Origin of the sequence: Streptomyces telluris, from assembly GCF_024519335.1 — a bacterium.
Lineage (GTDB): Bacteria > Actinomycetota > Actinomycetes > Streptomycetales > Streptomycetaceae > Streptomyces > Streptomyces telluris.
Map to the genome: position 1 here is coordinate 101408 of NZ_JANIID010000005.1, position 26672 is coordinate 128079.

29 protein-coding genes are annotated in these 26672 nt (G+C 73.7%); 15 read left to right on the top strand and 14 right to left on the bottom strand.

Translation table 11 applies throughout. The features are described 5' to 3' along the window. Positions 1-193: 193 nt before the first annotated feature. From NQU55_RS08030 to NQU55_RS08040, 3 genes are all read left to right on the top strand, one after another. The gene (locus NQU55_RS08030) at positions 194-1141 is read left to right on the top strand and encodes a LysR family transcriptional regulator (RefSeq protein WP_256790154.1); all 948 of its coding nucleotides are present in this window, start codon (positions 194-196) and stop codon (positions 1139-1141) included. A 56-nt stretch (positions 1142-1197) separates the two neighbouring features. Beyond that, positions 1198-1506, top strand: a complete 309-nt coding sequence (locus NQU55_RS08035; RefSeq protein ID WP_168095424.1) for a DUF2180 family protein — start codon at positions 1198-1200, stop codon at positions 1504-1506. A gap of 62 nt (positions 1507-1568) precedes the next feature. Further along, positions 1569-2687 (top strand): lactonase family protein, encoded by a 1119-nt coding sequence (locus tag NQU55_RS08040; RefSeq protein ID WP_168095423.1) that lies wholly within the window; start codon positions 1569-1571, stop codon positions 2685-2687. Positions 2688-2890: 203 nt separating this feature from the next. On the opposite strand, the gene NQU55_RS08045 is transcribed toward NQU55_RS08040, so the two are convergent. The 4 genes from NQU55_RS08045 to NQU55_RS08060 all read right to left on the bottom strand — a co-directional run bounded on the left by NQU55_RS08045 (position 2891) and on the right by NQU55_RS08060 (position 6964). After that, a complete protein-coding gene (locus NQU55_RS08045; protein WP_168095422.1) occupies positions 2891-3829 on the bottom strand; it encodes a sirohydrochlorin chelatase family protein in 939 nt (312 codons plus the stop codon). Positions 3830-3935: 106 nt separating this feature from the next. Next, a complete protein-coding gene (locus tag NQU55_RS08050) occupies positions 3936-4982 on the bottom strand; it encodes an N-acetylglucosamine kinase (protein WP_168095421.1) in 1047 nt (348 codons plus the stop codon). Next, entirely contained in the window at positions 4979-5656 is a 678-nt protein-coding gene (locus tag NQU55_RS08055; RefSeq protein WP_168095420.1) for a uracil-DNA glycosylase, read from the bottom strand. The genes NQU55_RS08050 and NQU55_RS08055 overlap by 4 nt, the downstream gene beginning before the upstream one ends. A gap of 213 nt (positions 5657-5869) precedes the next feature. After that, entirely contained in the window at positions 5870-6964 is a 1095-nt protein-coding gene (locus NQU55_RS08060) for an NADH:flavin oxidoreductase/NADH oxidase (RefSeq protein WP_168095419.1), read from the bottom strand. Between the two features lie 174 nt (positions 6965-7138). Between NQU55_RS08060 and NQU55_RS08065 the strand changes: the two genes are divergently transcribed. Continuing rightward, on the top strand, positions 7139-7504 hold the full coding sequence (locus tag NQU55_RS08065; protein WP_256790155.1) for an ArsR/SmtB family transcription factor: 366 nt from the start codon (positions 7139-7141) through the stop codon (positions 7502-7504). 25 nt (positions 7505-7529) lie between these two features. Here the strand turns inward: NQU55_RS08065 and NQU55_RS08070 are convergent, their stop codons facing one another. From NQU55_RS08070 to NQU55_RS08080, 3 genes are all read right to left on the bottom strand, one after another. After that, positions 7530-8891 (bottom strand): FAD-dependent oxidoreductase, encoded by a 1362-nt coding sequence (locus NQU55_RS08070; RefSeq protein WP_168096238.1) that lies wholly within the window; start codon positions 8889-8891, stop codon positions 7530-7532. Positions 8892-9010: 119 nt separating this feature from the next. Beyond that, entirely contained in the window at positions 9011-9628 is a 618-nt protein-coding gene (locus NQU55_RS08075; RefSeq protein ID WP_168096237.1) for a TetR/AcrR family transcriptional regulator, read from the bottom strand. Between the two features lie 148 nt (positions 9629-9776). Next, entirely contained in the window at positions 9777-10472 is a 696-nt protein-coding gene (locus tag NQU55_RS08080) for an HAD family hydrolase (RefSeq protein ID WP_168096236.1), read from the bottom strand. A gap of 279 nt (positions 10473-10751) precedes the next feature. Between NQU55_RS08080 and NQU55_RS08085 the strand changes: the two genes are divergently transcribed. Further along, complete coding sequence (locus NQU55_RS08085; RefSeq protein WP_256790156.1) at positions 10752-11417, top strand: hypothetical protein; 666 nt, start codon at positions 10752-10754, stop codon at positions 11415-11417. A gap of 21 nt (positions 11418-11438) precedes the next feature. On the opposite strand, the gene NQU55_RS08090 is transcribed toward NQU55_RS08085, so the two are convergent. From NQU55_RS08090 to NQU55_RS08100, 3 genes are all read right to left on the bottom strand, one after another. Continuing rightward, complete coding sequence (locus tag NQU55_RS08090; RefSeq protein WP_168094553.1) at positions 11439-12128, bottom strand: phosphatase PAP2 family protein; 690 nt, start codon at positions 12126-12128, stop codon at positions 11439-11441. Positions 12129-12242: 114 nt separating this feature from the next. Then, complete coding sequence (locus tag NQU55_RS08095) at positions 12243-13193, bottom strand: M56 family metallopeptidase (RefSeq protein WP_168094552.1); 951 nt, start codon at positions 13191-13193, stop codon at positions 12243-12245. A gap of 78 nt (positions 13194-13271) precedes the next feature. Continuing rightward, on the bottom strand, positions 13272-13862 hold the full coding sequence (locus NQU55_RS08100; protein ID WP_168094551.1) for a DUF5134 domain-containing protein: 591 nt from the start codon (positions 13860-13862) through the stop codon (positions 13272-13274). Positions 13863-14087: 225 nt separating this feature from the next. Between NQU55_RS08100 and NQU55_RS08105 the strand changes: the two genes are divergently transcribed. Further along, entirely contained in the window at positions 14088-14630 is a 543-nt protein-coding gene (locus NQU55_RS08105) for a GNAT family N-acetyltransferase (RefSeq protein WP_168094550.1), read from the top strand. Between the two features lie 106 nt (positions 14631-14736). On the opposite strand, the gene NQU55_RS08110 is transcribed toward NQU55_RS08105, so the two are convergent. The 3 genes from NQU55_RS08110 to NQU55_RS08120 are packed head-to-tail and all read right to left on the bottom strand — an operon-like array spanning position 14737 to position 17383. Next, a complete protein-coding gene (locus NQU55_RS08110) occupies positions 14737-15528 on the bottom strand; it encodes an amino acid ABC transporter ATP-binding protein (RefSeq protein ID WP_168094549.1) in 792 nt (263 codons plus the stop codon). Further along, on the bottom strand, positions 15525-16394 hold the full coding sequence (locus NQU55_RS08115) for an amino acid ABC transporter permease (RefSeq protein WP_206329708.1): 870 nt from the start codon (positions 16392-16394) through the stop codon (positions 15525-15527). Before NQU55_RS08115 ends, NQU55_RS08110 begins: the two co-directional genes overlap by 4 nt. A gap of 44 nt (positions 16395-16438) precedes the next feature. After that, on the bottom strand, positions 16439-17383 hold the full coding sequence (locus NQU55_RS08120; RefSeq protein ID WP_168094547.1) for an ABC transporter substrate-binding protein: 945 nt from the start codon (positions 17381-17383) through the stop codon (positions 16439-16441). A 377-nt stretch (positions 17384-17760) separates the two neighbouring features. Between NQU55_RS08120 and NQU55_RS08125 the strand changes: the two genes are divergently transcribed. The 3 genes from NQU55_RS08125 to NQU55_RS08135 are packed head-to-tail and all read left to right on the top strand — an operon-like array spanning position 17761 to position 21022. Continuing rightward, entirely contained in the window at positions 17761-19158 is a 1398-nt protein-coding gene (locus NQU55_RS08125) for a DUF6421 family protein (RefSeq protein ID WP_168094546.1), read from the top strand. A 23-nt stretch (positions 19159-19181) separates the two neighbouring features. Next, positions 19182-19943, top strand: a complete 762-nt coding sequence (locus NQU55_RS08130) for an SDR family NAD(P)-dependent oxidoreductase (protein WP_168094545.1) — start codon at positions 19182-19184, stop codon at positions 19941-19943. After that, complete coding sequence (locus NQU55_RS08135; protein WP_372504654.1) at positions 19922-21022, top strand: threonine aldolase family protein; 1101 nt, start codon at positions 19922-19924, stop codon at positions 21020-21022. The genes NQU55_RS08130 and NQU55_RS08135 overlap by 22 nt, the downstream gene beginning before the upstream one ends. An 89-nt stretch (positions 21023-21111) precedes the next feature. Here NQU55_RS08135 and NQU55_RS08140 read toward each other — a convergent pair whose 3' ends face one another. Then, positions 21112-21843, bottom strand: a complete 732-nt coding sequence (locus tag NQU55_RS08140) for a lysophospholipid acyltransferase family protein (RefSeq protein ID WP_168097015.1) — start codon at positions 21841-21843, stop codon at positions 21112-21114. A 254-nt stretch (positions 21844-22097) separates the two neighbouring features. Here NQU55_RS08140 and NQU55_RS08145 point away from each other — a divergent pair, with 254 nt between their 5' ends. From NQU55_RS08145 to NQU55_RS08165, 6 genes are all read left to right on the top strand, one after another. Then, a complete protein-coding gene (locus NQU55_RS08145; RefSeq protein ID WP_240976357.1) occupies positions 22098-22424 on the top strand; it encodes a TlpA family protein disulfide reductase in 327 nt (108 codons plus the stop codon). Between the two features lie 78 nt (positions 22425-22502). Next, the gene (locus NQU55_RS37065; protein ID WP_372504660.1) at positions 22503-22583 is read left to right on the top strand and encodes a putative leader peptide; all 81 of its coding nucleotides are present in this window, start codon (positions 22503-22505) and stop codon (positions 22581-22583) included. A 53-nt stretch (positions 22584-22636) separates the two neighbouring features. Beyond that, positions 22637-23143: a flavin reductase family protein gene (locus NQU55_RS08150; RefSeq protein ID WP_168092901.1), complete on the top strand. Its 507-nt coding sequence runs from the start codon at positions 22637-22639 to the stop codon at positions 23141-23143. Positions 23144-23331: 188 nt separating this feature from the next. Next, entirely contained in the window at positions 23332-24120 is a 789-nt protein-coding gene (locus NQU55_RS08155; protein ID WP_058042856.1) for an electron transfer flavoprotein subunit beta/FixA family protein, read from the top strand. A gap of 57 nt (positions 24121-24177) precedes the next feature. Further along, positions 24178-25140 carry an electron transfer flavoprotein subunit alpha/FixB family protein gene (locus NQU55_RS08160; protein ID WP_168092900.1) on the top strand — a complete coding sequence of 321 codons (963 nt, stop codon included), beginning with the start codon at positions 24178-24180 and terminating at the stop codon, positions 25138-25140. A 215-nt stretch (positions 25141-25355) separates the two neighbouring features. After that, entirely contained in the window at positions 25356-26630 is a 1275-nt protein-coding gene (locus NQU55_RS08165) for a DUF6986 family protein (protein ID WP_168092899.1), read from the top strand. Positions 26631-26672: the final 42 nt, after the last annotated feature.

Below are 26672 nucleotides of genomic sequence, written 5' to 3' on the forward strand. Positions count from 1 at the left end.
GGTATGTGCTGATAGGTGAGCCGCGTCGGCCCCGGCCGGGCCCCGTTGATTCCCCGTTGACGCCCCGACCGCCAACGGCCTGTATCTGCTGCAGCGTTGTTGACCTCGCTTGGATCACGGTTGCTACACTCGTGAAGCACCCGGAAAACAACTTTCGTATGGCAATGCCCAGTTCAGGCGGGAGGTCGTGTGCGTGCGGGGTGACGAGGAGCCTTTACTGAGCCTCTCCGGTCTGCTGCGCCGCCTGGAGTATTTCGTCGCGGTGGCCGACGAGCTCCATCTGGGGAGGGCGGCCCGGCGCTGCGGGGTGAGCCAGCCCACCCTCTCGCACCAGATGAAGGTGCTGGAGAAGGAGCTGGGCGCCGAACTGCTCAGCCGCGGCAGCCGGCGGATCGCACTGACCGCGTCGGGCAAGGCACTTCAGGAGGAGGCGCCGCGGCTCCTGCAGTGCACGTACTCGATCAAGGCGCGGATCCAGCAGGCGGCCGCGGAGAGCCGGCGTCCGATACGGGTCGTCTTCAGCCGCTCGGGACACGCCCTGCGCCAGCGGGAGATGGTCGCGGAGTTCCGCGAGCGCAACGCGGTCCCGGTCTCCGTCGAATCCGGCTGGTCGGAGCGGAACATCAATCTGGTGCGCGCCGGGCAGGCCGACTTCGCGTTCGTCAGGCCGCCCATCGAAGCGGACGACCTGCGGATGTCGGTGGTGGGGGACGCGGAACTGGTCAAGCTCCTCCCGGGAGGCGGCGCCGCCGACCGCATCGCGGAGGAAGAGCCCGCCGGGGAGCTTCCGCTCATCATGTGGCCCCGCTCGCTCGCCCCCGGGCTCTACGACAAGGTCCTGGACTTCGTCAGCCATGAGCGGTCCCCGCAGGTCGCCTGGGAGGAACCCGACTACATCAACGTCGCCGCGGCCGTGGCCTCGGGCGCCGGCATGTCGTACATGGACCGCGGCATCGCCGAATGGATGAGCCTCAGCGCCGACCTGCGCGTGCGTCCGCTGGGGCTGCCCGAGCCCCGCACGGACATCGCCGTGGTCTGGCGCTACGACCAGGACCAGGAGCTGGCCTCGCGGTTCGTCGCCGCGTGCTGCCGGATCGGGTACGCCGACAGCGGTGCGGACCGCGGCTGCCTGGTGCGCTGAGGAACCGTCGCCTTCCTCCGCGGGGCGCAGCCGTCCGAACCCGAAGGAGAATTCCTGTGAACTGCTACGACTGCCACGCCGCCGAGGGCGCCGACACCCCTGCGGTCGCCGTCTGCCACGGCTGCAACTCCGGCCTCTGCCCCGACCACCTGCGCATGACCCGCCCGCTGCTGCACCGCACGAACGGCTTGGGCGTCTCCCACGGCTCCACCCCGGCCCGGCAGATCCTCTGCGTCACCTGCCACGCCGCCCGGACCGGCCTGCCCGCCCCGTCGGCGGCGCGGTGCGAGCCTCCCGTGCCGGCCGCGCCGGGGCCGGGGACCGCGGGTGCCCGCGGCGCCGCGGAGTGTCCCGCAGAGGCCTGACCCGGTGCGGGCCGGTACCGCCGTGTAGCGTCGGGATCACAGTTCGGGGCGGGGAGGACGGCATGGCGGACGGCGGCGGACACCTCGGGCGGGCCCGGGAGGCCGCGGAGGGCGCGCACACCCGGGAGACCGGGCAGCCCGGCGGGCGGGGGCACCTCGCGTACATCGGGTCGTTCACGGAGGCCGGCGGCCGGGGGATCACTGTCGCGCGGACCGATCCCGGCACGGGCGCGCTGACGCTCCTGGGCTCCACGGACGCCGTGCCGAACCCCTCCTTCCTCGCCCTCTCGCCGGGGGCCGACGTGCTGTACGCGGTGAGCGAGACCGACGAGGGCGCCGCCGCGGCGTTCTCCCTGGCCGATCCCGTACGGCCCGAGCCGCTCGGACCGCCGGTGTCCGTACGCGGTGACGGCCCCACGCACCTGGCCGTCACCGGCAGCCACCTGTTCACCGCCAACTACGGATCGGGCAGCGTCAGCGCCCTCCCGGTCCGCAGGGGCGGCGGGCCGGGCGCCCCTGCCGCGGTCATGGCCCACCGGGGCGGCGGCCCGGACCCCGACCGGCAGAAGGGCCCGCACGCCCACGCCGTCGTTCCCGACCCCTCGGGCGGCAGGCTCCTGGCCGTCGACCTCGGCACGGACTCCGTGTGGACCTACCTCCTCGACCCGGTGACCGGCCTGCCGCGCCTCCGGGGGGAGACGCGCCTGCGGCCCGGCACGGGGCCCCGCCACCTCGCCTTCTCCCCGGTGACCGACCGCGTCTACGTGCTGAACGAGCTGGTCCCGAGCGTCACGGTCTGCCGCTGGGACCGGGCGGAAGGGGTGCTCGAACCGCTCGGCGAGACGCGGGTCCTGCCTCCGGGCGAGGGCGTGCGGACCTACCCTTCCGCGCCGGTGGTCTCCACCGACGGGCGGTTCCTGTGGACGGCCAACCGCGGCCACGACAGCATCTCGGTCCTGGCCCTCGACGCGTCCGGGGACATCGCCGGGCCCCCCGAGGCCGTCGGCTGCGGAGGCGTCTGGCCGCGGGACCTGACGCTGCACCCCTCCGGCCGCCACCTCTACGCGGCCAACGAGCGGTCCGGTGACGTCACCTGGTTCGCCGTGGACCCGGAGACCGGGACGCCGCGGCTCGCGGGCTCGGTCGCCGTGCCGGCGGCGTCCTGCGTGATCTTCGCCTGAGGAGGCTGCGGGGCCCTCGCCCCGGGGCGGGCGCGGGCGCCTGGCGGCGGCGAGCGGCCCGGACGGGCCCGGAACGGCCGAAGAGGGGCCCCGCGTCGCGGGGCCCCTCTTCCGGGAAAACAGAGAACAAAGGTGGAGCGTGCGGGCCGGAGGTCAGACGGTCACGGCACGGTCTGATCGCCCGGCCCCGCCGGTCGTACGCGTCAGTGCGCAGGGACGCCCTGGGGCTGCAGGGATATGCCCAGGACCTCCGCGTACTTGGCCAGGACGAGCTTGCCGATCGCCGGGTAGGCGCCGAGCGGCGCGGCGGCGGCGCAGTCGGCCTCCTTGGCGGCGGCGTCCGCGAGGCCCTCGGCGATCTCCGGGCCGATCAGGCCCGGGGCGAGCGCCAGGTTCCGCGAGCCGGAGCCGCGCAGCTGGTCGGCGGCCCGGGCGATGTCGCCCTCGATGTCCAGCGCGGCCGCGAGGACCGGCACGGCGAGGCGGGCGGAGAGCAGCATGCCGCTGATCCCGGCGGCCTGCACGGCCTCCTCGCCGCCGACCGTCGCCAGGATGATCCCGTCCGCTGCCGTTGCAACTGTGAACAGTCGGGCGCGGTCGGCGCGGGCCAGACCGGCCTCCGACAGGCGCACGTGCAGGGCCTCGGCGAGGAGCGGGTGCGGGCCGAGCGCGTCGGTGAGCTCGGCGGCGCTGCCGCTGCTCATCACGGACTGGCGGACCCGGCGCAGGAGGGAGTTGTCCGGACCGGCCAGGAGTGGCACCACGATGGCCGGGGGCCACTGGTCCCAGGCTCCGGCGGCGCCGTCCTCGGCACCGGCTTCGCGGGCTTCGCTCGCGCGAGCGGCGCGCTGAGCGGCGGCGTAGGCGAGGACGGCCTCCAGGGAGGGGTAGCCCTCGGCGGTCCCGTCGGCGTCCACGTAGCCGATGCGCGCGTCGAGGCCCGGAAGCTCGGAGCGCGCGATGCTGAGGATCTCCTCGGCGAGGGAGCGCGTCTCCGTGTCGGGGAGCCCCGGAACGGCGAGAACCAGCGGCGGCGCGCCGACGGGGGCGGCCGCCGGCTCCGGCCGCCGGTGCCGTCCGGGCTGACGGGGTCGCGGCATTCGTACAGGCAGGCCAGGCGCGGGCCCTGTGGGGGAGCTCATGGCGCCGCATGTTAGTCGTTCAAGGCGCTGGGCCGTTCGGGTGGGGGCGTCTCCGTGACGTCTGTCCGGATTTATTCGCCCATAAATACGCTCATCGCAGAAGCATTCAGCAAACGACCCGGAGCATCGGAGGGTCGGCCGGCAGTAGCAGCTCGCCCGCCAGCAGGGCCTCCGCCACGCACAACGCGCCGTCCAGCGGCTCGCCCGCCGCCGTGACGCGTCGCGCATGAGGGAGTTGCATTTGCAACTCATCGAATAGGGGTGCGAGGAGGGGAGCGCCCATGCGGAGGAGGCCGCCGGTCAGCGCCACCTCGTACGTCCCACCGGCCCCGGCCGGCCCGTCCGTCCGCGGCGGCGGCCCCGCGGGAGGACCTTCCCGGCCGGGCCGGGCAGGCGGGCACACGGCCGCGGCCGCCTCGGCGATGTGCCGGGCCGCCGTGCGCAGAATGCCGGCCGCGACCGGGTCGGCCGCTGCGCACCGGCCCACCTCGGGGGCGAAGGAGGCCAGGACGGCGGGCCGGTCCGCGCGGGGGTAGAGGAGGGCCGGGAGCTCCGGCGCCGGGCCGAAGACCGCGCGCAGGCGCTCCAGCAGGGCGGGCGAACCGCCGGCCCGCCCGTCGTGGGCGCGCATCGCCGCCTCCAGGCCGGCGCGGCCGATCCATGCCCCGCCGCCGCAGTCGCCGAGCAGGTGGCCCCAGCCGTCGGCGCGCCGCCAGCCGCCCTCTGCGGTCAGGTCCGTGCCCACCGCGACCAGTCCGGTGCCCGCGGCGACGACGGCCCCCGGCCGCTGGCCCAGGGCGCCGGCGTAGGCGGTGATCGCGTCCGTGGCCAGGGCGAGCACGCGCACCCCCAGGGCCTCCCGGAGCGCGGAAGGCAGGACGGCGTGCAGATCGCCGCCGAGAGCGGCCATGCCGGCGGCGCCGACGCAAGCGGCCTCGCAGCGCCGCGCCCCCGCCGCGGCCAGCAGCTCCTCGGCCGCAGGCACCACCTGGGCGAGCAGGCCGCGAGCGTCGATCCCCTTCTCGCCCACCGCGGCCGGGACCGCGGAGGACCAGGTCAGGGCGGGGCCGCCACCGGGGGCCCGGCGCAGGGCGACCCGGATCCCCGAGCCGCCCGAGTCGACGCCGAGGACCCAGCCGCCCGCGGGGCTCACGGCAGCTGCCAGTCCACAGGGGCGGCGCCCTGCCGCGCCAGCAGGTCGTTGGCCCGGCTGAACGGCCGCGAGCCGAAGAAGCCGCGGTCGGCCGACATGGGGGAGGGGTGCGCCGACTCCACGGACGGCACCTGTCCCAGGATCGGCCGCAGGTTGCGGGCGTCGCGGCCCCACAGGATCGCCACCATCGGGCGGCCCCGCTCGACCAGCGCCCGGATCGCCTGCTCCGTGACCTCCTCCCAGCCCTTGCCGCGGTGCGCGGCGGGCTTGCGCGGGGCGGTGGTCAGCGCCCTGTTGAGCAGCAGCACGCCCTGCCGGGTCCACGGTGTGAGGTCGCCGTTGGACGGGCGGGGAAGTCCCAGGTCGGTGTGGAGCTCGCGGTATATGTTCTCCAGGCTGCCGGGCAGCGGCCGTACCTCCGGTGCGACGGAGAAGCTCAGCCCCACGGCGTGACCCGGCGTCGGGTACGGGTCCTGACCGACGATCAGCACCCGGACGTCGTCGAACGGCTGCTGGAAGGCGCGCAGCACGTTGGCGCCCGACGGCAGGTACGTACGGCCCGCGGCGATCTCGGAGCGCAGGAAGTCGCCCATCGCGGCGATCCGGCCCGCCACCGGCTCCAGGGCCTTCGCCCAGCCCGGTTCGACGATCTCGTGCAAAGGTCGTGCAGCCACAGCTGCCGCCCCTCCCTGTAAACAAACTGCTGGCAGTTGCGCAAGTACGGGATCGTACGCGAAGGAGGGGCCGCACCCGCAGTCCGGGCCCCGGATCCGGACCGTGCGGACGGCCGCGTGGAGCGGGGCGCGGATCCGTACGTACCCGTACGTATCCGCGCCCGGAAGATTCAGCCGTACGTGTGTCCCGGGCGGAGCGTGCGGCTTCGTGTGTCAGACGGCCCAGGCGTACTGGTCGGGGAAGCGCTTGGCCGCGCCGAGTCCGGCCGCCGCGCGGTGGGGCCAGTGCGGGTCGCGCAGGAGCTCGCGGCCGAGCAGGACGGCGTCGGCGTCGCCGTCGGCGAGGATCTTCTCGGCCTGCCGGGGGTCGGTGATGAGGCCGACGGCGGCGGTCGGCAGGCCGGACTCCCGGCGGACCCGCCGGGCGAACGCCACCTGGTAGCCCGGGCCCGTGGGGATGCGGATGCCGGAGGTGATGCCGCCCGTGGAGACGTCCACCAGGTCCACGCCGCGCGCCCGCAGCTCGTGCGCGAGACGCACGGTGTCGCCCGCGGTCCAGCCGTCGCGCCCGTCCTCGGGGTTCTCCGTCACCCAGTCCGTGGCCGAGACCCGGAAGAACAGCGGCAGTTCCTGCGGCCACGCCGCGCGCACCGCTTCCACGACCTCCAGCGCGAACCGCGTCCGGTTCTCGAACGACCCGCCGTACCGGTCGGTGCGGCGGTTGCTGAGCGGGGAGAGGAACTGGTGGATGAGGTAGCCGTGGGCCCCGTGCAGCTCGACGACCCGGAATCCGGCGGCCAGGGCGCGCCGCGCGGCGTCCGCGAACTGCCCCACGATCTCCTGGATCTGCTCCACCGTCAGCTCGGCGGGCACGTGGTGGTCCTCGTTGTACGGCACGGCGCTCGGGGCGACCGTCTGCCAGGCCTCCTCCGGGCCCACCGGACCGTTGCCGCGCCACGGGCGCTCGGTGGCGGCCTTGCGGCCGGCGTGGCCGAGCTGGATGCCGGGCACGGTGCCGCGCTCCGTGAGGAAGGAGGTGATGCGGCGGAGGGCCTCGGTCTGGGTGTCGTTCCAGAGTCCCAGGTCGGCCGGGCTGATCCGGCCCTCCGGGCTGACCGCGGTCGCCTCCACGAGGATCAGCCCCGCTCCGCCGGTCGCGCGGGCGGTGTAGTGCGCGAAGTGCCAGTCGTTCGCGACGCCCGCGCCCGGTCCGGAGACCTCGGCGCTGTACTGGTCCATCGGGGCCATCCAGACCCGGTTGGGGATGGTGAGCGAACGCAGGGTGTACGGGGTGAACAGGGCGGTCACGGCAGGCTCCTATGCGCTTCACGGCGACGCACGGCGACGTCTTCCCGGCGCGGCGGTTCCGCGGCGGGCAACGGTTCATACGATAGTCGTCGTAGTACGAGGGATGTCAAACTACGATGCTCCTCGTACAATGGAGGCGTCGCGGAGCAGCCCGACGTACCTGGAGGAGCAGCCGTGCCAGCACAGAACCGGCCGTCGTCGAGCGGCCGCTCCCTGGAGCACCCCGACCGCGCGGAGATCCGCCTGGAAGGCGTGCTGCACGCGCTCGCGGACCCCATGCGCCTGCAGATCGTGTGCGACCTCGCCGCGGTCGAGGGCGAGTTGAACTGTTCGGTCTTCGACCTGCCCGTGAGCAAGTCGACGACGACGCACCACTTCCGGGTGCTGCGCGAGAGCGGCGTGGTCCGGCAGATCTACCGGGGCACGGCGAAGATGAACGCCCTGCGCCGCGACGATCTCGAAGCGCTCTTCCCGGGCCTGCTCGGCACCGTCCTCGCGGCGGCCGCGCACCAGGCGTCCCGCCTGGGCGCCCCGGCCTGACCGCGCCGGGACCGGGGCCCGGGGATCAGCTGCGGGAGCGGGCCGCCGACAGCAGCCCCTCCCAGTCCGGGATCTTCACCGGACCGCGGCCCAGGCCCTGGCCGAGAGCGGCCTCGGCGGCCTCGATCGCCAGCCAGCCCGGCCACTCCACCGGCTCCCGCCCCGCCGCCCGCAGGACGGCGTGCGCGTCCTCCACCGGCCCGGGCCGGCGTGCCGCGAGCGCCCCGGCGTCGGCCAGCAGGGACGTCACCGTCTCCTTCGCGCACGAGCGGTTCGTGCCGATCACGCCCGTCGGGCCGCGCTTGATCCACCCCGCCACGTACTCGCCCGGCGACGGGACGCCCTCCCGCAGCACCCTGCCCGCCGCATGGGGCACGACGCCCAGGTCCGCGTCGAACGGCAGCCCCGCGATCGGCACCCCGCGGTAGCCCACCGAGCGCAGCACCAGCTGCGCCTCGACCTCCTCGAACTCGCCCGTGCCGACGACGCCGCCGCGCCCGTCCGGCGCCGTCCGCTCGAAGCGCACGGCGCGCACCGCCCCGTCGTCGCCACCGAGCAGTGCGGCCGGTCGGAGGAAGAACCGCAGGTGGATGCGGCGCGGGCGGCCGCCGGGCGGACGCCCGGCCCAGCCGCGCAGCACCTCGACGTTGCGCCGCCCCACCGCGGGCAGCCCGGCGGGATCGTCCCACGCGGGGTCGAGCGCCGCCTCCTGCGCCCGGACGAGCGTCTCGGCACCGGACAGGTCGCCCAGCTCGCGCAGCTCCTTCGTGGTGAACTTCGCCTGCGACGGGCCGCGCCGGCCGACCATGTGAATGTCCGTCACCCGGCTGGCCGCGAGGGCGGACAGCGCGGCGTGCGGCACGTCGGTCCCGTGCAGTTCGCCCGCGCCGCGCGCCAGCACGCGGGCCACGTCGACGGCCACGTTGCCCACGCCGATGACGACCGCGGAGCGCGCGCCCAGCACGAACCCGTCCGGCGCCGCGTCCGGGTGGGCGCTGTACCAGGAGACGAACTCGGTGGCCGAGAAGCTGCCGGCCAGGTCCTCGCCGGGGACGCCGAGCCGCCGGTCGGCCGCGGCCCCGACGCAGTAGACGACCGCGTGGTAGAGCTCCAGCAGCCGCCGCGGCGGGAGGCCGCGCGGGTCGTCCCCCACCGGGACGTTGCCGAAGAACGTGATGGCCGGGTGCTCCATGGCCGCCCGCAGGTTGCCCTGCAGGGACTTGATCTTCTCGTGGTCCGGGGCGACGCCGTAGCGCACCAGCCCGTACGGGCAGGGCAGCCGGTCCAGGACGTCCACCGTCACGCCGGGGACGGCCCCCTGCTGCACCAGGGCCTGAGCGGTGTAGACCCCGCTCGGCCCCGACCCGACCACGGCGATGCGAAGCACGGTGGGCCCCTTTCCGCAGACGTCCGCAGATGTCCCGCAGGTCCCTCCAGGATCGCACCGGGAGCCGCGGTACGGGAGGGGCGGCGCGTGCGCGTGGCCGGTTCCGTCGGCCGGACGGGTCAGGCGCCCGCCCGCGGGGGCCCCGGGCAGGGCGGGACGCCCAGCTCCCAGTCGAGGCCGTAGCGCTGGAAGAGCTCCGCCCGCAGCCTCTCGAACGGCATGGGCGCGCCCGGCAGCAGGACCGCCACGACGGCGCCCATCAGCAGGGCGCGCAGCAGCGGGTAGTCCGCGTCGGGGTCGGGCGAGCCGTAGGCCGCCACCGTCTCGTGCAGCAGGCGCGCGAGGCGCTGCTGCTCGGGGCACTGGATGAAGCCCTCCGCCTGGAGGATCCCGGCCATGTGGGTGCGCATCAGCAGGGGGCGGTCCCGCGCGAGCCCCAGGATCGCGTCGATCGCCCGTGCGAGGCGCTCGCGGCCGTCCCGGGCGCACGGGGCGCGTTCCAGGCCCGCCTCGAGCTCCAGGTGCATCACCCGGTGCACCGCCGACTGCAGCAACTGGCGCTTGCCGGGGAAGTAGTACGACACCAGGCCGCGCGCCGTGCCGGCCCGGTCGGCGATGTCGGCGAGCGTCGTCGCCTCGTACCCGCGTTCACCGACGAGCTCGACCGTCGCCTGGAGCAGCCGCTCACGGGAACGGCGGCGCATCTCCTCGTTGGCCGACGCGCTGCGCGGGGACATTCCACAACTCCTGCGTTGACTGGCTCCGGGCCAATATACTCAGGGGGTATCCGGTGCCCTGCCCGCCCCCGGCGTGGTGCGGCACCGGCGTGTCGGCTGGCCTGGGCGGCGCGGGGGACCGCCCAGACCAGCGTGGCAACCGGGCCTGTCAGCCGAGCAGGCCGAGCACCGGGCGCAGAGCGGCGGGCCGCTCCCCGACCGGCAGGTGGTCCACCAGGTGCACCGCACAGCCGAGTGCCGCGGCACCCCCGTCGGCCCGGCGGTCGTCACCCACCATCAGCACCTCTTCGGGAGCCAGCCCCAGCGCCTGACAGGCCACCAGGAAGAGCCGCGGATCGGGTTTCTGCACCCCGTGTTCGAAGGACAGCGCGTAGGCGTCCACGCCGGCGTCCAGGCCGTGCGTGCGGAACACCGGCCGCAGGTCCCAGCCGATGTTGCTCACCACGGCCGTCCGTATCCCCCGCCGCCTCAGCTCGTCCAGGACCTCGGGCGCATCGGCGTACGGGCGCCAGGCCGCCGGTTCCATGTGCCGCTCGTACAGCGCGTCGTAGAGCTCCGGCCGGGGCAGCGGCACCTCGCGCGCCAGCCCCGTGTACGCGGCGCGGTGCTGCTCCGCGCTGCGGTCCCGCTCGGCCCACAGCCCGGCCAGGTGCGCGGGTACGGAGAGCGGGCTCCTGCCCCCGGGAAGGGCGCCCGCCTCCTCCAGCCGCTCGGCGGTGCGGGCCGCCTCGGCCCGGCTCATGTGCACGCCGGTGCGCTCCAGGGCCGCGGCCAGCCACGACGTGGTGGGCTCTATGCGGAAGAGCGTGCCGGAGAAGTCGAAGAGCACCCCCTTGACCGTCATGATCCCGCCCCTGCCGTCGTCGCCTGCCGTGCCGTGGCGACTTCTCGTTGGTGTGCCCTACGAAGTTCCGTCATCTGCCCAGTCTTTCGCGTATGGGGTTGGAAAATCGGAGCGTTGGAGAGCCGAGAGCCGGCGAGACAGCCGTCCCCAGTGTCCGAGGAGGTCCGTTCGGTGCGCGTGAGAGGTCCACACCCGGAAGAGAGTTCCAGCGCCGCGGGGCCCGGCCCGGCGGCGGGGCGGGCCGGGCCCGCCGCAGCGGGGGCCGCCGCCGTGCTGGGGATGCACCGCACGGCCGGCAACGCCGCGGTGGCCCGCATGCGGGAGCGGGAGACGGAACCGGCCGAACCTGCTGCGACGCGCGGCCGGACGGGGAGCCTGCCGTACCCGGCGTGGGACAGGCAACGGCACGTGTGGGAGGGCCCGGACTACGGCGCGCATGACGGGCGTACGGGCGGCACGTCGGTCATGGTGGTGGTCGGTCCCAGCGTCGTGGCGCCCGGGAACACCTATCTCGGGGGGCCGCCGCAGACGGGCGAGTGCAGCATCGTGGAGGAGCTCAACCGGCGGGACGGCGGGGGCTGGGTGAAGGGCCACCTGTGGAACGACAACCTGGGAGGGCCCGGCATCTCCCGGAACATGACGCCCATGACGAACACGACGAACAGCCGGTTCAACCGGGCCTTCGAAGAGCCCGTCAAGAGGATGCTGCTCAGCTGCGCGCACCATGCGCGGAGCAGCCGGAGTGCGCCGTACTGGTACGGGGTGCGCATCCGGGTGAGCACTTACGGGCGCATGTCCGAGGACCGCACCGCCCTCGAACATCACGTCCCCGAAGGGGTCGATCACTCCGCGCGCTATGTGACGATCGACAAGCTGACCGGTGCGATAGCCGCGGCAGCGGGGCCGCATGCGGTGCCACCCGATTTCGCCCCCGAGCAGCTGTAGCCCTGGCCCTGGCCGTAGCCGTCAAGCCCGTCGTCGCGACACCGTGCCGAACAGTCCCACCGACGCGGCCACGAGCGCCCCGCCGAGCAGCCAGCCGCCCAGGACGTCCGACGCCCAGTGGACGCCCAGGTACAGCCGGGTGAGGCCCACTCCGAGCACCGACACCGCACCCGCCGCCGCGGCGGCGCGCAGGCCCCGTGCCCGTGCGCCGTACCTCCACAGCAGCCATACCAGCAGGCCGCACGCCACCGTCGCCGACAGGGCGTGCCCCGAGGGGAACGCCGCGTAGTGCGCCGTGGCCACCGGATCCGGCCAGCTCGGACGGTCCTTGCCCACCGCCGCCTTGATGCCCTGCTGCAGAGCGGTGCCCAGCGCCGACGTCCCCGCGATCCAGGCGGCGAGCAGCAGGTCGCGCCGGCGCAGGAGCCACAGGACCGCCAGGGCCAGGGCGGCGCGCATCGTCCACGGGTCCCACACCCAGTCGGAGAGCACACGGACGAACCGGGTCCAGCCCCGGTGCTCCACGGCCACCGGGTGCAATCCGTCCGCGACGTTCCGGTCCAGCGAGGCGAGCGGCTCCCACGCGCCCGCGACCAGGGCGAGCAGGACGCCGAAGACGGCCGCGAGGACGAGCCCGGCCGGGATCGGCGCCGGGCGGATGCGGGACGGGGAACGGGGGAGTGCGGGCGAGGGGCGCGGAGGGGCGTGCATCCGCAGATCCTCGCGCATGGGCGCCGCGGGGGCCACCACGCCTGCGGCCCTGGCTCGTGGTGCCCGCTCCGGCACTGCCTCCGAGGCCGGCGCTACGACCCGGACCGGCCGGCGCTAGGACCCGGACCGGGTCAGGACGCTGAGGCCCGGTACGAACGTCACCAGCAGCGGCACCGCGGGGACCAGCGCCGCGACCGCCGTGAGCCGCAGCCGCCGCGCGGCCGTCAGCCTCGGGGCGGGGGCCAGCAGGCGGTGCACCCGCGTCGGCACCTGGGAGAGCTGCGTCGGGCACGGCCCGAACACCCCGCGGTCCTCGTTCAGTTCCACCAGGGCGAGCGCCGTGGTCAGGCGGCCGAAGCGCCGCGACGCCGAGTCGTCCGCCGCGAGCTCCACCAGATGGTGCACCTGGTCGCGGAAGGCTGCGAACACCGGCACCTGCGGGAAGCCGTTGGCCAGGGCCGAGGAGACGTGCAGCAGCCAGTGGTGCCGGGCCCGGGCGTGCCCCTGCTCGTGGGCCAGCACCGCGTCGAGCTGGGGGCCCTTGAGGCGGCGCAGCGCGCCGGTGGTGATCACCAGCTGCGGCGCGGTGCCGCCGGGCAGCCACCACGCGTCGGGGCGCTCGCCCTCCAGCACCACGAGCCGGTCCCCGCCCGGCTCCTCGCCGGGCAGCCGGGGGGAGCGGACGAGCAGTTCCGCGCGGCGCTGCCGGCGGCGGGCGCGCGACCAGCTGATCTCGCGGGTCAGCATCGCGGCGGTCCACACGGCGCCGCTCGCCAGTGCCACGGCCAGGGGCGCGGCCCACGTGGCGTAGGCGGTGAGGGCGTAGGCCTCGACGACGCCGTGCGGGGCGATGGCGAAGACGTGCCCGCGCACGGCCTCCCAGGCCGCCGCGGCGCTGAGCGCCATGGCGAGCAGGCAGCACAGCAGCACGGTCGCCACCGCGCATTGCCACACCCACAGGGCCACGACCGGTTCGCGGTCGGGCCAGTCGGAACGGGTCAGCACGCGCGGAGCCATCGCCGCGACCAGTGCGCCGAGGACCAGCAGCGCGAGCGGGACCATCATGGCCGTCAGCCTATGAGCGGGGCCGCTCCCGCGGGTACGGTCCGGTACGCGAAGTGATGCATTCCACGGGGCGCGGGCTCACAGCGTCAGCAGCATCGCCAGCATGCCGATGCCCATGGACAGCCGGCAGGCATGGGTGAGATCCGGCCGGCCCGGCCAGGAGACCTGCCCGGCGGCCACGGTGACGGGCACGAGCACGGCCACCGTGCGCACCACGTACACGGCGAAGTACACCAGCAGCAGTCCCGTCAGCAGGGGCGTGCCGGCCGGGACGTGTGCGGTCGCGGCGTGCGTGGCCGCCGCCGCTCCCGTGTGCTCCGCGCGGCCGCCCATCGGGGTGCCCGCCATGGCGAGCGCCATGTAGACCATGGCGAACGCGCCCACGGCGTGGTGGAGATGGTGGCTGTCCGCACGGCCGCGCGCCACGCCCACCAGCGCGTGGACGCCGGCCGCGCCGAACACGACGGCGAACAGCAGCGCGCCCCAGGGCCGTGTGTCCAGGACGGCGGGCGGCACGGCCATGGCGGCCATGCCGAGCCCCATCAGGGCGTCGCTCCCGACGGCCCGGCGCTCTCCTCCCGTTCCCGCCCGCAGGCGCACCAGGCAGTAGGCGCCCGTCGCGGCGCACACCGCCACGAGCAGCCAGCCGATCAGCGGCGGTCCGTGCACGGCGCACCTCCCCGGACGTGCAGATCCACCTCCGGTTGATTCCCCCGGGGCCGAGAGCGCATGGGAGCGCACAGGCGCACTGGAGGAGCGCTGGAGCCTACGAAAGTGCGCCCGCGCACGCGCGGTGGCACGTCAGGGGCGCGCGAGGGCCCGGAGGCCTACCCCGGAGCCCGGGTTAGTGTGCACGTGGAGCCGGAACCGTACGGAGAGGACCACAGGAACACGATGGAAACCACCAGCAGCACGGAGACGACCTTCCGGGACGCGACCGTCGAGGACGTGCCCGTTCTCGTCGCCCTCGTCGAGTCGGCCTACCGCGGTGACGCGAGCCGCGCCGGCTGGACGACCGAGGCGGACCTGCTGGACGGCCAGCGCACCGACCCGGACGGCGTCAAGGCCGTGGTGACGGACCCGGACAGCCGTCTGCTCGTGGTGGAGCGGGGCGACCGGATAGTGGCCTGCTGCCAGCTCGAACACCGGGGGGCCCACGCGTACTTCGGGATGTTCGCCGTCAGCCCGGAGATGCAGGGCGCCGGGCTCGGCAAGGTCGTCATCGCGGAGGCCGAGCGGCTCGTGCGCGCCGACTGGAGTGCGACCGAGATGCACATGACCGTGATCAAGCAGCGGGACGAGCTGATCGCCTGGTACGAGCGGCGCGGCTACCGGCGCACCGGGCGGATGAGCCCGTTCCCGTACGGCGACGAGCGCTTCGGCATCCCGCAGCGGGACGACCTCGAGTTCGAACTGCTGATCAAGGAACTGGTCTGACGGGGCAGTGGTCGGAGAAGTAAGGGGCTCTGCTCAGTGGGCAGAGCCCCTTACCCCTACCTCATCTACCTCATCGCCGGCCGGTCCACCTCACAGCCGGTCCACCTCACAGCCGGCCCGCCTCCACGATCCGCCGCAGGAACGTCCGGGTGCGCTCCTGCCGCGGTGCGCCGAAGACCTCGGCGGGGGTGCCGCGCTCCAGCACGATCCCGCCGTCCAGGAAGCACACCTGGTCGGCGACGTCCCGGGCGAATCCCATCTCGTGGGTGGCCAGGACCATCGTCATGCCGTCCTCCTTGAGGTCGCGCACGACGCCCAGCACCTCCCCGACGAGCTCGGGGTCGAGGGCAGCGGTGATCTCGTCCAGGAGCAGCAGCCGGGGCCGGCCGGCGAGCGCCCGTACGATCGCCACCCGCTGCTGCTGGCCGCCGCTGAGCCGGTCCGGGTACTCGCCCGCCTTGCCGCCCAGCCCGAGCCGCTCCAGCAGCTCCCGCGCCCGCTCCTCGGCCTCCGCGCGGGCCACGCCGTGGACCCGCCGCGGCGCGAGCGTGATGTTGTCGAGCACGGTCATGTGCGGGAAGAGGTTGTAGGCCTGGAAGACGACGCCGATGCGGCGGCGGACGGCGTCGGGGTCCACGCGCGGGTCGGTGATGTCCTCGCCGTCGAGGAAGATCGCGCCGTCGTCGATCTCCTCCAGCAGGTTGGCGCAGCGCAGCAGCGTGGACTTGCCCGATCCGGAGGCGCCGATGAGCGCGGTCACCGTGTGCGGGGCGACCTCCAGGTCCACGTCGCGCAGCACGACCGTGCCGCCGAAGGTCTTGCGCACGGCCTCCATCCGCAGCACGGGCCGTTCCGTACCGGCGCTGCCGGCCGGGGCGGTGTCCGTCACGGTGCTCATACGATCCCTCCCTGTGCGCGCCGGCGGTCCGTCCGTGCCGTGATCCAGTCGGTGAACCGGGTCATGGGGATGGTGAGGGCGACGAAGATGAGCCCGGCGACGACGTACGGCGTGTAGTTGAAGCTCTTGCTGGAGAGGATCTGCGCCGCGTAGACGGCGTCCACCGCGCCGGCGATCGAGACGAGGCCGGTGTCCTTCTGCAGGGACACCAGGTCGTTGAGGAGCGGTGGCACGACCCGGCGCACGGCCTGCGGCAGGATGACGTGGCGCAGGGTCTGCCGGGCGCTGAGGCCCAGCGAGCGGGCGGCGGCGCGCTGGCTTGGGTGCACGGATTCGATGCCGGCGCGGAAGACCTCGGCGACGTAGGCCGAGTACGTCAGGACGAGCGCGGTCCCGCCCAGCAGCACCGGGTCGGTCGTCACGCCCTGCAGCCGCAGGGCCGGGACGCCGAAGACGACCATCAGCAGGCAGATCACGAGCGGCAGCCCGCGGAAGAAGTCGGTGTAGGCGGTGGCGAGCGCGCGCAGGGGGAAGAAGACGGGTCCGCGCAGCGTGCGGGCGACCGCGATCAGCAGCCCGAGGACGAGCACGGCCGCACCGCAGACGACCAGCAGGCGCAGGTTCAGCCACAGTCCGTCGAGGACCTTGGGCAGCGCCTCGCGCGCGTAGTGCCCGCTGAGAAACGTTTCACGGGTGCGCTGCCAGCCGGGGGAGCTGACGACGGCGAGGAACAGCACGGCGGCCGTGATCAGCGTGCTGCAGGCGGCGACTGCCGTGGCGCGGCGCGCCCGGGCGCGTTTGAAGCGCTCCCGCTCCAGGCGGCGTGCCGAGGGGGTGTAGGCGTCCTCGGCGGCTTTCTTCACCAGGGAGGGTGCGGCGCCCTCGGGGACGGCGGCCGCTTCGCCGGGGCTCACTTGAGCACCGGGGCGTCGGCGGCCTCGGAGAGCCACTTCTTCTCCAGGCCGGCGAGCGTGCCGTCCTCGCGCAGGGAGTCGACGGCGCCGGAGACGCACTGCGTGAGGCGGCTGCCCTTGTCGAGGACGAAGCCGAACTGCTCGGGCTTGTCCCCTGCGCTGCCGAACTGGCCGACGATGCGGGCGTCGGGGACCTCGGCGGAGGTGATGTAGAAGGCGGTCGGCAGGTCGACGACGATGGCCTCTACCTGGCCGTTCTTGAGCGCGGTCTTGGCGTAGTCGTTCTTCTGGAAGACGGCGGGCTGCCGGTCGGGCCTGACCACGTCGTTCACGACGTCGAGGCTGGTGGTGCCGACCTGGGCGCCGAGCTTGACGTGCTTGAGGTCGGCGGCGCTCCTGGCCTTGGCGGCGGGGGAGTCCTTGAGGGCGATGACGGCCTGGCGGACGTCGTAGTAGCCGGAGGAGAAGTCGACGGCCCGCCGGCGCTCGTCGCTGACGGAGATCTGGTTGATGTCGAGGTCGAACTTCTTGGCGCCCGGAGCGACGGCCGTGTTGAACGGGACGGTCTGCCAGACCACGTCGGCCCGGCCGTACCCGAGCCGCTCGGCCAGGGCGTAGGCGACGGCCGACTCGAAGCCCTTGCCGTTCGAGGGGTCGTCGTCCCGGAACCAGGGCGCGTAGGCGGGCTTGTCGGTGCCGACGGTCAGCTTGCCGGGGGTCTGCGTCGCCAGTTTCTCCTTGGTGCACGCCGCAGCGGACGGGGCGGCGGAGGACTTCGCGGAGCCGGATCCGGAGGCGGAACCGGCGTCGTCCTGGGGAGCGCAGCCGACGGCGGCCGTGAGCAGGACGGCGAGGCAGGCGGCGAGGCGGGCCGTGCGGCGGTGGGTGGCGGGCGCGGCCGGGACGGCGGTGCGGCGCGGAGGCCGGTTGACGACGGGCATGGCGGGAGACTGGCAGCGTGATCACGGCCCTGTCCAGGTCGGGCCGCCGACCGTCCGCATAGCGGAAGACTGTTGCGCTTTCATGAATTCACCGGCGGTGCGGGGGTAGGCCCGGGGGACGGGGGTGGGGGCGTCCGGCGGCGGCCCGTGGCCGGACGGCGGGGGAATGGCCGGATCTCGGCTAGAACAGCTCATGGGGTCTGTGGGACCTGTGTGACGGAATGGTCCCCATGGGTACACATATGGCGGAGGTGTGCAGGAAAAACAGCGGCGCGACCGGGGGTTCGGCAGGATAATTTATGGCCTCCCCTCTTGAGCAGGAGAAGCGCGCACGGATACGGTGTCTTAACACCAAGTTCTCCCGAGGAGGGGCAGCCATGACGGAAATCCTTGCGTCGTCGGCGATAGCGACCGACAATTCGGCCGCCGACCCGGTGATCGATCACCCCGCGTGGGGGGTACTCAAGGACGCCGTGGAAACGATCCGGCCTTGGCAGTCCCCGGACGGCTCCATCGACCTCGCCGCGGAGGGCGCCCCACCGGGCGAGACCGTGCGGGCCCAGGTGGAGCGCGTCGTGGAGGCCGTCGAGCAGCTCTCGCCGCTCCTCCCGCACGACTCCGCCTACCACGCGGCCCTGGTCGCGGACCTGCGCCGCTGGGCGGACACCGGCTTCGGAGTGCCGGACTTCCTCGACTCGCTGCTGGCCTTCCAGCCGGCCGCCCACCGCGAGGACGGCCGCCAGCACCTGGTCGTCTTCCCGATGTACACGCAGAACGGCAACCCCGACCGCAACTTCGAGGCCGTCGTCCTGCGCATGGTCTGGCCCGAGTGGCTCTCCGAGCTGGAGCGCACCCGCTACGACAACCCGCTCTTCCTCGGCATCACCTTCGAGGACTTCACCGCGGGCTACGACACCAACTCCGCGGTCCTCTTCCCGGAGACCATCGCCGTCCGCGAGGCCCCCGAGCGCTTCACCTGGGGCGGCATCTTCTGCGACCGCGAGGCCGCCCGCTTCCGCGCCGTCACCGAGGCGGCCGTCTCCGCCCTCAGCCTGGAGCTGCCCGCCGACATCCAGCAGATGGTCGGCGACCAGCACCGCTGCGAGCAGGCCTTCGTCCTGTGGGACATGGTCCACGACCGCACGCACAGCCACGGCGACCTGCCCTTCGACCCCTTCATGATCAAGCAGCGGCAGCCGTTCTGGATGTACGGCCTGGAGGAGCTCCGCTGCGACCTCACCGCCTTCAAGGAGGCCGTGAAGCTGGAGGCCGAGGGCAACGCGCACGGCCGTGACGTGCAGTACGCCGTCCTCTTCGACCGGATGTTCCGCTTCCCGGTCACCGGCGACCGCGTCCGCAACTACGACGGGCTCGGCGGCCAGCTGCTCTTCGCGTACCTCCACCGGCACGACGTCGTACGCTGGACGGACAACACTCTGCACATCGACTGGGACCGCGCCCCGCAGGTCACCAACCAGCTCTGCGGCGAGATCGAGAAGCTCTACCGCGACGGCATCGACCGGCCCAAGCTGGTCCACTGGCTCGCCGCCTACGAGCTGGTCTCCACCTACCTCGCCCCGCACCCCGGCTCCGTCTGGGCCAAGGGTCCCGAGGCCCTCGACCTCGCCCAGCCGCCCCGCAAGCTCGTGGACGACGTGCTGCCGGACGAGTTCCCGCTCAGCATGTTCTACGAGGCGCTTGCCAAGAAGCTGCGTCACGTGATCGCCTCGACCAAGGGGATCACCGCGGCGAAGGCCGAGCGGGTGGCCGCGTGAGCGAGCAGACGAAGGAGACGACCATGAGCACTCCCACCAACGGCAACGGCCGGCTGGACGGCGCCGTCGTGGCTGTGGCGGGGGCCGCGGGCCCCGCGGGCCGTGCCACGCTGCTGCGACTGGCCGAGGCCGGTGCCACGGTCGTCGCCTCCGACGCGGACGCCGCCCGCCTCGCCGAGGCCGTGGACGCCGCCCGCTACGCCCATGGCGGTGCCACCGTCACGGGCGACACCGTGGACCTGCTGGACCTGGAGGCCACGCGCCGCTGGGTGGACCGCACCGAGAAGGAGTTCGGCCGCATCGACGGCCTGGTCCACCTCGTGGGCGGCTGGCGCGGCTCGGCCTCCTTCGCCGAGACCGACCTCGCCGACTGGGAGCTGCTGGAGAAGCTGCTCATCCGCACCGTGCAGCACACCTCGCTGGCCTTCGAGCCCGCCCTGCAGCGCAGCGGAAACGGCCGGTTCCTGCTCATCAGCGCGGCGGGCGCCAGCAAGCCCACCGCGGGCAACGCCGCCTACGCCGCCTCCAAGGCCGCCGCCGAGGCGTGGACGCTCGCCCTCGCCGACGCCTTCCGCAAGGCGGCGGGCGAGAACGCGCCGTCGGCGGCCGCCGCCATTCTGATCGTCAAGGCACTGGTGCACGACGCCATGCGCGCCGAGCGCCCGAACGCGAAGTTCGCGGGCTTCACCGACGTCAAGGACCTGGCCGAGGCCATCGTCGGCGTGTGGGACAAGCCCGCCCAGGAAGTGAACGGAACCCGTCTGTGGCTGACTCCGCAAGCGTGAGCACGACCCCGCCGGCCGCGACCGACGCGATACGCCGGCACGACCCCGAGGTGCGCGGCTTCGCCAGCGACAACTACGCGGGCGCGCACCCCGAGATCCTCGCGGCGCTCGCCGTCGCCAACGGCGGCCACCAGGTCTCCTACGGCGAGGACGACTACACCGCCCACCTCCAGGACGTGATGCGCGGACACTTCGGCCCCACGGCCGAAGCGTTCCCGGTCTTCAACGGGACGGGCGCCAACGTCGTCGCCCTCCAGGCCCTGACCGAGCGCTGGGGCGCGGTGATCTGCGCCGCCAGCGCGCACATCCACGTCGACGAGTGCGGTGCGCCCGAGCGCGTCGGCGGCCTGAAGCTGCTGACCGTGCCCACCGAGCACGGCAAGCTCACCCCGGAGCTGATCGACCGCGAGGCCTTCGGCTGGGACGACGAGCACCGGGCGCAGCCCCAGGTCGTGTCGATCACCCAGACCACCGAGCTGGGCACGTGCTACACGCCCGAGGAGATCCGGGAGATCTGCGACCACGCCCACGAGCGGGGCATGAAGGTCCACCTCGACGGCGCGCGCATCGCCAACGCCGCGGCCACGCTCGGCGTGCCGCTGCGGGCCTTCACCACCGACGCCGGCGTGGACGTGCTCTCCTTCGGCGGCACGAAGAACGGCATGGTCTTCGGCGAGTGCGTCGTCGTCCTGAACCCGGACGCGGTGCGGGCGATGAAGCACCTGCGCAAGATGTCCATGCAGCTCGCCTCCAAGATGCGGTTCGTCTCGGCCCAGTTCGAGGCCCTGCTCAGCGGCGACCTGTGGCTGCGCAGCGCCTCGCACGCCAACGCCATGGCCGCGCGCCTGGCCGAGCGCGTGTGGGCCGTCGAGGGCGTGGAGGTCCTGCACCCGGTGCAGTCCAACGCCGTCTTCGCCCGCCTCCCGCACGACGTGAGCGAGCGCCTGCAGAAGCGCTACCGCTTCTACTTCTGGGACGAGGGCGCCGGCGACGTCCGCTGGATGTGCTCCTTCGACACCACCGAGGCCGACGTCGACGCCTTCGCGGCGGCGCTCGCCGAGGAGATGGGCCGGCAGTAGCGGCCCGCGCCTGCCTGTGATGAGCAGCAAGAAGCCCCCGGCCGCGCTCGCGGCCGGGGGCTTCTTGCCGGCGTCCGTGGGTTCGGAGCCTAGGCGCGCAGGTCCGCGGCGGCCGCCGCGTGCGGTGCGGGCGCCGTGCCGCCCAGGTGGGCCGGGATCCACCAGGTGTCGTTCGCGTCCTTGGGGCGCACGGGATAGGCGCGCTGGGCCGCCTCCAGGAGGTCCTGCACCCGCGAGCGCACCCGGTCGGTGACGGTGTCCGCGTGCTCGGCGGGGTCGGCGGTCATCGGCTCGCCGACCCGTATCGTGATCGGCACGTGGTTGCGGCCCAGGTCGCGCTTGTGGCCCTTGGTCCACAGCCGTTGGGTGCCCCACAGCGCCATCGGCAGCAGCGGCACCCCGGCCTCCTGCGCGAGCCGCGCCGCGCCGGACTTGAAGTTCTTGAGCGTGAACGACTGGGAGATCGTCGCCTCCGGGAAGACGCCGATGATCTCGCCCGAGCGCAGCGCCGAGAGCGCGTGCTTGTAGGCGTCCATGCCGGCCGCGCGGTCCACGGGGATGTGCTTCATCGCGCGCATCAGCGGCCCCGACACCTTGTGCCGGAAGACGGACTCCTTCGCCATGAACCGCACCAGCCGCTTGGCGGGGCGGGCGGTCAGGCCGCAGAAGACGAAGTCGAGGTAGCCGATGTGGTTGCTCACCAGGACCGCCCCGCCCCGCGCCGGGACGTGCTCGGTTCCCTGGATGTCGAAGCGCAGGTCGAGCGCCTTGAACATGGTGCGGGCGACACCGATCACCGGGGGGTAGACGAGCTCTGCCATCGGGGGAGATTCCTTCCGGGCCTGGGGAGGGGGACGTGCCGGACACCGGCGTACCCGTTAAGTTACGCGGCCGTAGGGTGTGGCTTCTGCCAGATCGTGCCTGAATGCCCGGCCGGGGGCCAGCGAGGACGGCCCGGCGGCCGGGAGATCCTCATCACGTAGGCCGAAAACCGCCGGTGGGCGCGGCGGAATTTTCTGTGGCGCCCCGGGCGCTGCACCGGGGGACGTCACAGGAGAAAGAGGGGCCGAGCGTGCTGCACGAGGGCGACGACGGGCTGCGGCTGGAGGCCGCCGACATCGGCGGGGAGCTGGGGAAGCGCGCCACGCTCGTGCAGTTCTCCAGCGCCTTCTGCCAGCCCTGCCGGGCGACCAGGCGCACCCTGGAGCAGGTCGTGGCCATGGTCGGCGGGGTCGCCCACGTCGAGGTCGACGCGGAGGCGCACCTCGCCCTCGTACGGGCCCTGGAGATCACCGCGACGCCCACCGTCCTCGTCCTCGACGCCGCCGGCCGCATCGTGCGCCGGGCGGCCGGGCAGCCGCGCAAGGCCGACGTCATCGCGGCGCTCGGCGCGGCGGTGTGAGCCGCCGTGATCGTGATCCCTCTCCCATCTCCCGGGCCGCCCTTGACGCTCCGCACCGCGAATCGTCAGTGTGACGTCGTGTGGCCAGGACCGTTTCTCCACGGACGCGCGCACGTCGACCTGCTGCGGACGGCGAGCGCGTGCTGTCCGGGCGCGTGAGTACCGCGACGACCGTTCGGATCGGCTCGACCCTCCAGCAGAAGGACAGTTCCATGACGGCCATGCCCGGGCTCGGCACCTCCCTCGCCACCACCCCCGAACTGCTGCGCTCCGTCTTCCGCAGACACGCCGCCGGCGTCGCCGTGATCACGGCGCAGGGCGCGCGCCCGGCCGGCTTCACGGCCACCTCGCTGACCTCCGTCGCCGCGGAACCTCCCCTGGTCTCCTTCGGGGTGGGCACCGGTTCGTCCAGCTGGCCCGTGCTCGCCGAGGCGGAGCACGTCGGCGTGCACATACTCGGCGAGCACCAGCGGGAGCTGGCCGCGACCTTCGCGCGCAGCGGCGCCGACCGCTTCGCCGCGCCCACGAGCTGGCGTCCCGGGCCGGAGGGCGTGCCGCTGCTGGACGGCGTTCTCGCGTGGCTGGTGTGCCGCGTGGTGGCCCGGGTGCCCGCCGGGGACCACCGGGTCGTGCTCGCCGAGGTCGTCGCGGGCGACTCCGCGGGGGCGGGCCGTCCGCTCGTCTACCACCAGGGGCGCTTCAACGGTCTGCGCGACTGAGACGTCCCGCGTTTCCCGCGTTGGACAGATCACAGCCGACCGGCCTTGCGCCCGGGTGAACGGGTCGGTGTACTGACGAGTAACATTCCGTTCGAGGCGCGGCCCGCCACGGGCGGAATCCGCCCCACAAGGCGCCTATGCTGCCTGCCAAGGCAGCTACGAAGAGACGATGCAGTAGGAGAGCCGGCGTGAGCTTGAGGATCGTTGTCACTGTGAAGTACGTGCCCGACGCCACCGGCGACCGGCACTTCGCCGAAGACCTGACCGTCGACCGCGACGACGTGGACGGCCTGCTCTCGGAGCTCGACGAGTACGCGGTCGAGCAGGCGCTGCAGATCAAGGAGGCGGCCGACGACGACGCGGAGATCACCGTTCTGACCGTCGGCCCCGAGGACGCCAAGGACGCGCTGCGCAAGGCGCTTTCCATGGGTGCGGACAAGGCCGTCCACGTCGAGGACGACGACCTCCACGGCACCGACGCCCTCGGCACCTCGCTGGTGCTGGCCAAGGCCCTGGAGCACGTCGGCTACGACCTGGTCGTCTCCGGCATGGCCTCCACCGACGGCGGCATGGGCGTCGTCCCGGCGATGCTCGCCGAGCGCCTGGGCGTCCCGCAGGTCACCCTGCTCTCCGAGGTCAAGGTCGAGGACGGCAAGGTCACCGGCCGCCGCGACGGCGACGCCGCCAGCGAGCAGCTGGAGGCCTCCCTCCCGGCCGTCGTCTCCGTGACCGACCAGTCCGGCGAGGCCCGCTACCCGTCCTTCAAGGGCATCATGGCGGCCAAGAAGAAGCCGGTGGAGTCCCTGGACCTCTCCGACCTCGGCCTCGAGGCCGAGGAGGTCGGCCTGGAGGGCGCCTGGACCAAGGTCGACGAGGCCACGGAGCGCCCGGCCCGCACGGCCGGCACCGTCGTCAAGGACGAGGGCGAGGGCGGCAAGCAGCTCGCCGAGTTCCTCGCGGGCCAGAAGTTCATCTGAGCTCTCTGATCCCGAACGAACCGTCACCCGCCCCACTTTTTCCGCAGGAGCAACGCCATGGCTGAAGTCCTCGTCTACGTCGACCACGTGGACGGCGCCGTCCGCAAGCCCACCCTCGAGCTGCTCACCCTCGCCCGCCGCATCGGCGAGCCCGTCGCCGTGCACCTGGGCGCCGGTGCCGACGCCGCGGCCGCCGTGCTCGGCGAGTACGGCGCGGTGAAGGTCCTCGCGGCCGACGCGTCCGAGTTCGCCGACTACCTCGTCGCGCCGAAGGTCGACGCGCTGGAGGCCGCGTACAAGGCCGTCTCGCCGGCCGCCGTGCTGCTGCCGTCCTCCGCGGAGGGCAAGGAGATCGCGGCCCGCCTCGCGGTCCGCATCGGCTCCGGCATCATCACCGACGCCGTCGACCTGGAGGCCGGCGCCGAGGGCCCGGTGGCCACGCAGTCCGTCTTCGCGGCCTCGTACTCCACCAAGTCCCGCGTCACCAAGGGCACGCCGGTCATCACCGTCAAGCCCAACTCCGCCGCCCCGGAGGCCGCCCAGGCCGCCGGCACGGTCGAGCAGCTCGCCGTCTCCTTCGGCGAGAAGTCCACCGCCACCAAGGTCGTCTCCCGCACCCCGCGCGAGTCGACGGGCCGCCCCGAGCTGACCGAGGCCGCGATCGTGGTCTCCGGCGGCCGCGGCGTCAACGGCGCCGAGAACTTCTCGATCATCGAGGCCCTCGCCGACTCGCTCGGCGCGGCCGTCGGCGCCTCCCGCGCCGCCGTGGACGCCGGCTGGTACCCGCACACCAACCAGGTCGGCCAGACCGGCAAGTCCGTCTCGCCGCAGCTGTACATCGCGGCGGGCATCTCCGGCGCCATCCAGCACCGGGCCGGCATGCAGACCTCGAAGACCATCGTGGCCGTCAACAAGGACGCCGAGGCCCCGATCTTCGACCTGGTCGACTACGGCGTGGTCGGCGACCTCTTCACGGTCGTCCCGCAGCTGACCGACGAGGTCAAGACCCGCAAGGGCTGATCCCGCGGCACCACCGTGCCGGGGCCCCCGTACGCGACGGCGTGCGGGGGCTTCGTCGTGCACGGACGGTCCTTCCCGCCGGCCCCGCCCGCCGGCGCCGCGGGCCTGTTGACCCGCCGCCGGGCCGTCGATAACTTCGCCCGCACGGACGATCGGTTCCGTCCGTGGGGGGACCTTCCGGCGCCGGCCGGGGAGGCTGGGCGGAGGGGTGTGCCATGGGACAGCACCGGACGGTCGCGACGACGTTTGCGAGCGCGGTGGGGGAGCGCATCGGCGCCTCCCTCGCGGGCGTCGACGCCGAACTCGCGCGCCGCTACCCCGGCGACCCCGGCACCCGCCAGCCCGTCCACACCGTCTACGTCCCCGCCGACGTCTTCGCCGCCGACACCCTGCGCTTCTGGGGCGGCCGGGCCCTCGCCGCCCTCGACGAGCACGCGCCCGACGCCGCCTCCCTCGCCGCCGTCCTCGGCCTCCCCGCCTCCCTCGCCGGCCCCGTCCACGACCGCGTGCGCGCCAAGCTGGAGCGGGAGCCCGTAGAGGACCTGCGCATCGACTTCGAGGACGGCTACGGGCCGCGCCCCGACGACGAGGAGGACGCGGCGGCCGCCCGTGCGGCACGGCTGGTGGCCGCCATGTACGAGGACGGCACCGCGGCGCCGTTCATGGGCATCCGCATGAAGTGCATGGAGGCGGCCGTCCGGGACCGCGGCATCCGCACCCTCGACATCTTCCTCACCGGCCTGATGGAGGCCGGCGGGCTGCCCGAGGGACTGCTCCTCACCCTCCCCAAGGTCACCTACGCCGAGCAGGTGGCCGCCATGGCCGAGCTCGCCGGGGAGTTCGAGAAGGCGCGGGGCCTGGAGCCCGGCCGGATCCGCTTCGAGATACAGATAGAGACCACCCAGGCGATCCTCGGGGCCGACGGGCGCAGCACCGTCGCCCGGATGATCGACGCGGCGGGCGGGCGCGCGACCTCGCTGCACTACGGCACCTTCGACTACAGCGCCTCCTGCGGCGTGGGCGCCGCGCACCAGTCGCCCGACCATCCCGTGGCCGACCACGCGAAGGCCGTCATGCAGGTGGCCGCGGCAGGCACCGGCGTCCGCGTCTCCGACGGCTCGACCAACGTCCTGCCCGTCGGGCCGACCTCTCAGGTGCACGCCGCCTGGCGGCTCCATCACGGTCTCGTGCGCCGGTCGTTGACGCGCGCCTACTACCAGGGCTGGGACATGCACCCGGGCCATCTGCCCACCCGTTACGCCGCGGTGTACGCCTTCTACCGCGAGGGCCTGGAGGGCGCCGCCGCCCGCCTGGACGCCTACGTCAACGGCTCCGGTGGTGACATCCTCGACGAGCCCGCCACCGCGCGGGCGCTCAGCGGGCACCTGCTGCGCGGCCTGGACTGCGGCGCCGTGGACGCGGAGGAGGTGACGGCCCTGACGGGCCTGAGCCGCGACGGCCTGGAGGGGCTCGCGGGGCGGGTGGGCTGAACACCCGCCCCGGGTCGCTCCGTCAGCCTTCCGCGGGGGGCA